Source organism: Ensifer sp. Root954 (assembly GCF_001429005.1).
GTDB lineage: Bacteria > Pseudomonadota > Alphaproteobacteria > Rhizobiales > Rhizobiaceae > Ensifer > Ensifer adhaerens.
This window is the reverse complement of sequence record NZ_LMJM01000052.1, coordinates 242,323-249,655: the sequence shown is the minus strand read 5'-3', so window position 1 is coordinate 249,655 and position 7,333 is coordinate 242,323. Positions and strand designations below refer to the sequence as shown.

General features: G+C 62.8%; 5 protein-coding genes and 1 pseudogene. 4 read left to right on the top strand and 2 right to left on the bottom strand.

The features are described 5' to 3' along the window. Nucleotides 1-358 (bottom strand): annotated as a pseudogene (locus ASE71_RS31735) (glucose-6-phosphate isomerase); the annotation flags it as partial. 139 nt (nucleotides 359-497) lie between these two features. Beyond that, nucleotides 498-2,198 carry a long-chain fatty acid--CoA ligase gene (locus ASE71_RS31730; RefSeq protein ID WP_060522360.1) on the bottom strand — a complete coding sequence of 567 codons (1,701 nt, stop codon included), beginning with the start codon at nucleotides 2,196-2,198 and terminating at the stop codon, nucleotides 498-500. A gap of 336 nt (nucleotides 2,199-2,534) precedes the next feature. Between ASE71_RS31730 and ASE71_RS31720 the strand changes: the two genes are divergently transcribed. The 4 genes from ASE71_RS31720 to kdpA all read left to right on the top strand — a co-directional run bounded on the left by ASE71_RS31720 (nucleotide 2,535) and on the right by kdpA (nucleotide 7,329). Beyond that, nucleotides 2,535-3,770: an MFS transporter gene (locus tag ASE71_RS31720; RefSeq protein ID WP_113544733.1), complete on the top strand. Its 1,236-nt coding sequence runs from the start codon at nucleotides 2,535-2,537 to the stop codon at nucleotides 3,768-3,770. A 188-nt stretch (nucleotides 3,771-3,958) separates the two neighbouring features. Further along, nucleotides 3,959-5,119 (top strand): AI-2E family transporter, encoded by a 1,161-nt coding sequence (locus tag ASE71_RS31715; RefSeq protein ID WP_060522370.1) that lies wholly within the window; start codon nucleotides 3,959-3,961, stop codon nucleotides 5,117-5,119. A gap of 327 nt (nucleotides 5,120-5,446) precedes the next feature. After that, nucleotides 5,447-5,533, top strand: a complete 87-nt coding sequence (gene kdpF, locus ASE71_RS37705) for a K(+)-transporting ATPase subunit F (protein ID WP_060522357.1) — start codon at nucleotides 5,447-5,449, stop codon at nucleotides 5,531-5,533. Between the two features lie 86 nt (nucleotides 5,534-5,619). Beyond that, a complete protein-coding gene (gene kdpA / locus ASE71_RS31700; RefSeq protein WP_060522356.1) occupies nucleotides 5,620-7,329 on the top strand; it encodes a potassium-transporting ATPase subunit KdpA in 1,710 nt (569 codons plus the stop codon). Nucleotides 7,330-7,333: the final 4 nt, after the last annotated feature.

Sequence of the window (7,333 nt, the reverse complement as noted above, 5' to 3'; positions counted from 1 at the left end):
CCATGGCGGCAAGCACGCCGTTGACATCGGGCATCACGTCCTTGCCGTCGACGAGGATCGGGCGGTTGCCGCGGTTGCGCAGCGCCGTGTGCAGCACGGCGCGCTCCTCGGTGATGTTGATGATGTCGCCGCGGAACATGGCGTCCCGCTTCTCCTCGACCTTGGCGGCCCTGGCGAGCGCCTCCAGTCCGTCCAGCACCTTGTCGTTGACGGCGCATTTCGAATAGTCGAGCAGCAGGTCGCCGAGCGTGGTGCTGAAACGCGCGAAACGTTCTGCGTCGGCGGCGAAGGCCGCGCGGATATCGGTTGCGTTGGTTTGAGCGGCGGTGGCTTTGAGTTGGTCGACAAGCGCTTTCATCGCGGGGCTCCTTGGTCGGACAGGGGTGTCGGACAATCGCCTGCGTAGCTATTCGCTTTAAGTGGACCAAATCAAGACTGGAAAACCGCCGAGGCGGCGGTTTTCAGGATTTTTTAAATCGTTTGAATTTTGGAGTAGTTTATCCGCGCAGATCCTTGCGCAGGATCTTGCCGACATTGGTCTTCGGCAGTTCGGTGCGGAATTCGACGAAACGCGGACGCTTGTAGTTGGTGAGGTTGGCGGCGCAGTGGCGCTTGACCTCTTCCTCCGTCAGTGCTGCATCCCTCTTGACGACGAAGAGCTTGACCGCTTCGCCGGAATGCTCGTCCGGAATGCCGATCGCCGCGCATTCGAGGATGCCCGGATGGGTCATCGCCACTTCCTCGATCTCGTTCGGGAAAACGTTGAAGCCGGAGACCAGGATCATGTCCTTCTTGCGGTCGACGATCTTGACGAGGCCGTCGGCGTTCATGAAGCCGATGTCACCCGAGCGGAAGAAGCCATCCGGCGAGATCGCCTTGGCGGTCTCGTCCGGCCGCTGCCAGTAGCCGGCCATCACCTGCGGCCCGCGGATGCAGATCTCGCCGACTTCGCCGATCGCCAGCGTATTGCCCTGGTCGTCGCGGATCTCGACGTCGGTGGACGGGATGGGCATGCCGATCGTGCCGGTGAACTCGGTCGCGTCGAGGATGTTGGCTGTTGCCACCGGCGAGGTCTCCGACAGGCCGTAACCTTCGGCGATCGAGCAGCCGGTCATCTGCTTCCAGCGTTCGGCGACCGGGCGCTGGATCGCCATGCCGCCGCCGAAGGTCAACATCAGCGACGAGAAATCGAGCTTCTGGAACTCCGCATTGTTCATCAGCGCGTTGAACAGCGTGTTGAGGCCCGGGAAGATATTGGTGTTGTGCTTGCCGAGTTCCTTGACGAAGCCCGGGATGTCGCGGGGATTGGGGATCAGGATGTTGTTGCCGCCGGTGGCAAGGCCCATCAGCGAATTCACGGTCAGCGCGAAGATATGGTAGAGCGGCAGCGCGCACATGAAGACGAGATTGTCCGGCCGGGTGCGCGAGCGGAACGCCGTCTGGAACCAGATTTCCATCTGCGCCATGTTCGACAAGAGGTTCGAATGGGTCAGCGTCGCGCCCTTCGAGACGCCCGTCGTCCCGCCGGTATATTGCAGGAAGGCGACGTCGCTCGCGGCGATGTTGGGCTTCGTCAGCTTGGCTCGCGCGCCCTTGGAAAGAACGTCCTTGAACGAGAGGTGGCCGGGAATCGACCACGCGGGAACGAGTTTCTTGACGCGGCGGACCACCAGATTGACGATCGCACCCTTCAGGCCCAGCATGTCGCCCATGGTCGCGACGACGACGTGCTTGACCGCGGTCTTGTCGACCACCTGCTGCACGGTGTGCGCGAAGTTTTCCAGAACGAAGATCGCCTTGGCGCCGGAATCGGTGAGCTGGTGCTGCAGTTCGCGCGGCGTGTAGAGCGGGTTGACGTTGACGACGGTAAAGCCGGCCCTGAGGATGCCGTAGACGATCACGGGGTTCTGGAGGATGTTCGGCATCATCACCGCGACGCGGTCGCCCTTGGCAAGGCCGATCGATTGCAGCCAGGCGCCGATCCTGGCGGACTGGGCGTTGAGGTCGGCAAAGGTCAGCGTCTTGCCCATGCAGGTGAAGGCCGGACGGCTCGAATAGCGGGCAACGGCGTGGTCGAAGAATTCGCCGATCGACTTGTAGGGCAGGGGGCCAATTTCGGCGGCTATTCCGGGTGGATAGGATTTCAGCCAGATCTTGCCTGGGCTGATACCCGTCTGTTGTGCGCTGACTTCCGCCATGACCTCTCTCCCTCTGGTCGCCACAGGCTGGCCTGATGCGGCCTGAGAAAATCCCTCCCGATCCTCTCACGCCGATGAGGATGATGCTTTTGCGACACCTCTTCAAGCTGAGATTCGGAATTATATAACTTTGACGTAAACGTCAACTGAGCTTACGGTTAACAGGCTTCTGCGAGCCTTGCGAAAAAGTATGACGAGAACCGCAAAAGCTTTGCCTGCCGCAGGAAAAGCCTGTATTGCATTGCAGCATATCCCTGTTGGTCCAATCCAACATCCGCCGACATATCCCCCAGATTTTTCTCCGGCCGCAAGGCACGGCGACACTGGCCATTGCCCATGAGCGAACCCATGTGTGACGAAGCCTTCTCCTCTGCCGTCGATCCGCGCCGCGCCCGTGTTTCTGCCGCCGAAGTGGCGCTCGCCGTCGGCGGCTTCGGGATCGGTACCGGCGAGTTTGCGATCATGGGTCTCCTGCCGCAAGTCGCCGAAGACGTATCGGTATCGGTGCCCCAGGCTGGTGCGGTCATCAGCGCCTATGCGCTCGGCGTCGTCGTCGGTGCGCCGCTGATCGCGGTGCTTGCCGCCCGCTTCTCGCGCTTCCGGGTGCTTTTGGTCCTGATGCTGGTTTTTGCCGTCGGCAACTTCGCGAGCGCCGTCGCTCCGGATTTCTACACGCTGATTGCCGCGCGCTTCTTCGCCGGTCTGCCGCATGGCGCCTATTTCGGCGTGGCTGCCCTGGTGGCAGCCGGCCTTGCCGCGCCGAACCAGCGGGCCCGCGCCGTCGGCCGGGTGATGATGGGACTGACCATCGCCACTCTCTTCGGCACGCCGCTCGTCGCCTGGTTCGGCCAGGCGCTCGGCTGGCGCTCCGCGTTTGCCATCGTCGGCGCCATCAGCCTCCTGACCATGGCGCTCACCTTCGCCCACGTACCGCGGGACAAGGGCAACCCGAAGGCGACGCCGCTTCGCGAACTGGGTGCGCTCGGCAAGCTGCAGGTCTGGCTGATGCTCGGCATCTGCGCCATCGGCTGTGGCGGCATGTTCGCCGTCTTCAGCTACATCACACCGGCGCTGACCGAAGTCGCAGGTGTTTCGCTTGGTAATGTGCCGATCATGCTTTCGGTCTTCGGTGCCGGCATGATCCTCGGCAACATCGTCGGGGCGCGGCTTGCCGACTGGGCGCTGATGCCGGCGATTGGTATCGCCATCGTCTTCAACATCTTGGCCTATGTGCTTTTCTATTTCACCATGGACAATCCGTGGATCGCCATCGTCAACGTGCTCTTCATCGGCGGTGGCTTTGCCGTCGTCCCGGGCGTGCAGACCCGGCTGATGGATGTCGCCGGCGAGGCCCAGACGCTGGCTGCTGCCCTTAGCCACTCCGCCTTCAATCTCGCCAATGCGCTAGGCGCCTGGCTCGGCGGCGTTTCGATCGCTGCGGGTTATGGCTGGACCTCCACCGGTCTCGTCGGTGCCGTTCTCGGCGTTGCCGGCTTCGGTATCTTTCTCGCCTCAGTCTTCGTCGATCGCGCACAGCCTGCGCGTATGGCTGCAAAACCTGCGGCGGAATGACCGGCTTTATCGAAAGAAAGCCGGGGGCTCTTGAACCCTCCTAAATTTTTCTGTCATGTCCCGCCGCTAGCGTCGGCCACGGCCCTGAAACTACCGTAAAGCAGGGGCAAAGGGGCGGCGCGCGGTGTCAGAGTGGCTGGCAAGGCCGCGGGTTTGCTGTAAGCTCGTCGGAAGACGGAGGATCATTGGTGCAATTGGGTAATCGCGAACGAGAGAATTTCGCCGTGGAGCCACGGCTCCTCGGGCACACTGCCATTTCGCGCCATGCCCTTGTCGGCCCCATGACCGCTGCCCGCTGGATGCTCGTCTTCGTTCTGCTCGCCGGCGTCTATTTCTTCCATGGTTTCGTCGTTCCGGTTCTGGCCGCTGTCGTCATCGGGTTTGCCAGCTGGCCGATCTATCGCCGGCTGCTCACCGGTGTGAACGGCAACCGGACGCTTGCCGCCACCATCGCGATCGTCTGCGTCATCTCCTTCATCGTCGTGCCGATCTCGATTGCCGCCGTCTATGCGGTCGACGAAGTGCGCGACTGGGTCGTCTGGGCCGTCGAGACCAATGCCAACGGCGCCGTCGTGCCCGCATGGCTGTCGAGCATTCCGATCGCCGGTGTCTGGCTTGGCGAGCAATGGGTCAAGCATATCGGCCATCCGGGCGCGCTCGGCGAACTGGTCCAGCTCGTCAGCGGCTCCAACATCGGCAATATCTACCGCGGCGTTCTGGTCGTCGGTGCCTCGACGTTCCATGCCTTCCTGACGCTGCTGTTCATGCTGATCACGCTGTTCTTCGTCTATCGCGATGGGCAGTCCTTCTCCGGCCAACTCGACAAGCTCGGCGAGCGCATCTTCCCGATGCGCTGGGAACGGCTGTCGCGCGTCGTGCCGCTAACGATCAGCTCGACGGTCACCGGCATGGGCATCATCGCCATCGGCGAAGGCATCGTGCTTGGCGTCGCCTATTGGCTTGCCGGCGTGCCGTCTCCGGTCACGCTCGGCATCATCACCGGCCTGATGGCGCTGATCCCCGGTGGCGCGCCGCTCTGCTTCACGCTGGTCTCGGTCTATCTCGTCGCCAGCGGTTCGCCCATTCACGGCCTGGCGCTGTTCACCTGGGGCACGACCGAACTCTTCATCGTCGACAAGACGCTGCGTCCGCGCCTCGTCGGCGGCCCGATCAAGCTTCCCTTCCTGCCGACCTTCTTCGGCCTCGTGGGCGGCGTGAAGACCATGGGTTTCCTCGGCCTCTTCGTCGGTCCGGTGCTGATGGCGCTGCTCGTTGCGATCTGGCGCGAATGGATGCGCGAAGCCACCACGCCCACCGAAACGAGCGTGAACGAGATTATCAAGGGCTAGGTGCTCTTTTGCCGAACCGGCGGTCGCATACGGGCGGCCTCGGGATCTCTTCAGCTTGTGGCAGATAGGCCGATACCGGACCGGTCCCGCGCCTATGAAGGTCGCCTCCCGCGCTCCCGAACGGATCTTTGCGGGCGTCTTTATCTTTTCCTTATGCCTCCTTCCGACCATCGCAATCGATAATTGACCCGCTGTGGGCGCAAGATCCGGACTTCAACAGTCCGGAGAATTTGCATGTCCGATGTTCTTTTTCTTGCCGCCGGAATCGGCGGCTTTGTCGTGTTCGCGCTTTATGCGCGCGCGCTGAGCCGGCTTTAGGAGGGCGTCATGTTCGAAGCCCTGCTCGGTCTTGCCGTCGCCGTCGGTCTTGCGGCCTACCTCGTCGTCACCCTCGTTCGCCCGGAACGGTTCTGACCCGGTTGACGGGGATCGAACCCGTTGGCCGTTCGCATCAGCCGGGCGCCTTTGCGCCGTCCGGCCGCCCTTAGCGGAGTAATCTCATGTCTATCATCGGGTGGCTGCAGATCAGCCTCCTCTTCATCGCCGTCCTGATCGTCATCAAGCCGCTGGGGCTTTATATGGCGCGGGTCTTCTCCGGTGAACGCAACGTTTTTTCACCCGTCCTCGGTCCCGTCGAAAGCGGCCTTTATCTTGCCGCCGGTGTCGATCCGAAGAAGGAACAGGGCTGGCTCGCCTACACGATGTCGATGCTCGCCTTCAGCCTCGCCGGCTTTGTCTCGCTCTATGCGATCCTCCGGCTGCAGGCCTACCTGCCGATGAACCCGCAGGGCTTCTCGGGCATGCCGTCCGATCTCGCCTTCAACACGGCGGTCAGCTTCGTCACCAACACCAACTGGCAGAACTACGGTGGCGAAACCACGCTCAGCCATTTCAGCCAGATGGCCGGCCTGACGGTGCATAACTTCGTCTCCGCCGCGACCGGCATCGCCATGGCGCTTGCCGTCACCCGCGCCTTCGCCCGCTCGAACGCCTCGACCGTCGGCAACTTCTGGGTCGATCTCACCCGTTCGACGCTTTACGTGTTGCTGCCGATCGCCGTCGTCATGGCCCTTGCCATGGTCTGGACCGGCTTGCCGCAGACCTTCCACGCCGATCTGTCGGCAACCACGCTCGAAGGCGCCAAGCAGACGATCTCGCTCGGCCCTGTCGCCAGTCAGGAAGCGATCAAGCAGCTCGGCACCAATGGTGGTGGCTTCTTCAACGTCAATGCCGCCCATCCCTTCGAGAACCCGACGGCCTTCTCCAACTATCTCAACATTTTCGCTATGTTGTCGATCTCGGCGGCGCTCGTCTACACGTTTGGCCAGATGGTCGGTAACCGCCGCCAGGGTTGGGCCTTCATCGCCGTCACCGCGATCCTGCTGATCTCAGGCGTTGCGGTCGTCTACTGGGCGGAAGCCCACGGCAACCCGATCCTGACCGCCCTTGGCCTCGATGCCGCCCAGGGCAACATGGAAGGCAAGGAAGTCCGCTTCGGTCAGGCGATGACGGCGCTCTATGCGGCTGTCACCACCGGTCTGTCGGATGGCGGCGTCAACGGCATGCACGGCTCGCTGACGGGCCTCGGCGGTCTCGTGCCGATGTTCCTGATGCAGCTTGGCGAAGTCCTGCCGGGCGGCGTCGGGTCCGGTCTCTACGGCATGGTGGTCTTTGCGATCCTCGCCGTCTTCGTTGCCGGCCTGATGGTCGGCCGCACGCCGGAACTGCTCGGCAAGAAGATCGAATCCCGCGAGATGAAATACGCGATGTTTGCCGTCCTCATTCTGCCGGTGACGATCCTCGGCTTTGCCGCCGTCTCCGCGATGCTGCCCTTTGCCGTCGCAAGCATCGGCACGGCGGGCCCGCACGGCCTGTCTGAAATCCTCTATGCCTTCACGTCGGCGGCCGGCAACAACGGCTCGGCTTTCGGCGGGCTCACCGGCAACACACCCTGGTACAACACGACGCTCGGGTTCGCGATGCTGCTCGGCCGCTTCGCCTATGCGGTTCCGGTCATGGCGATCGCCGGTTCGATCGCGGTGAAGACCCGCGTGCCGGCGTCCAAGGGTACCTTCCCGACCGACACGCCGCTCTTCGTCGGCCTGCTTGTCGGCATCATCCTCATTCTCGGCGGGCTGCAATTTTTCCCGGCGCTCGCGCTCGGTCCCATCGTCGAGCATCTCTCGATGCTTGCCGGTCAGACCTTCTAAAGGA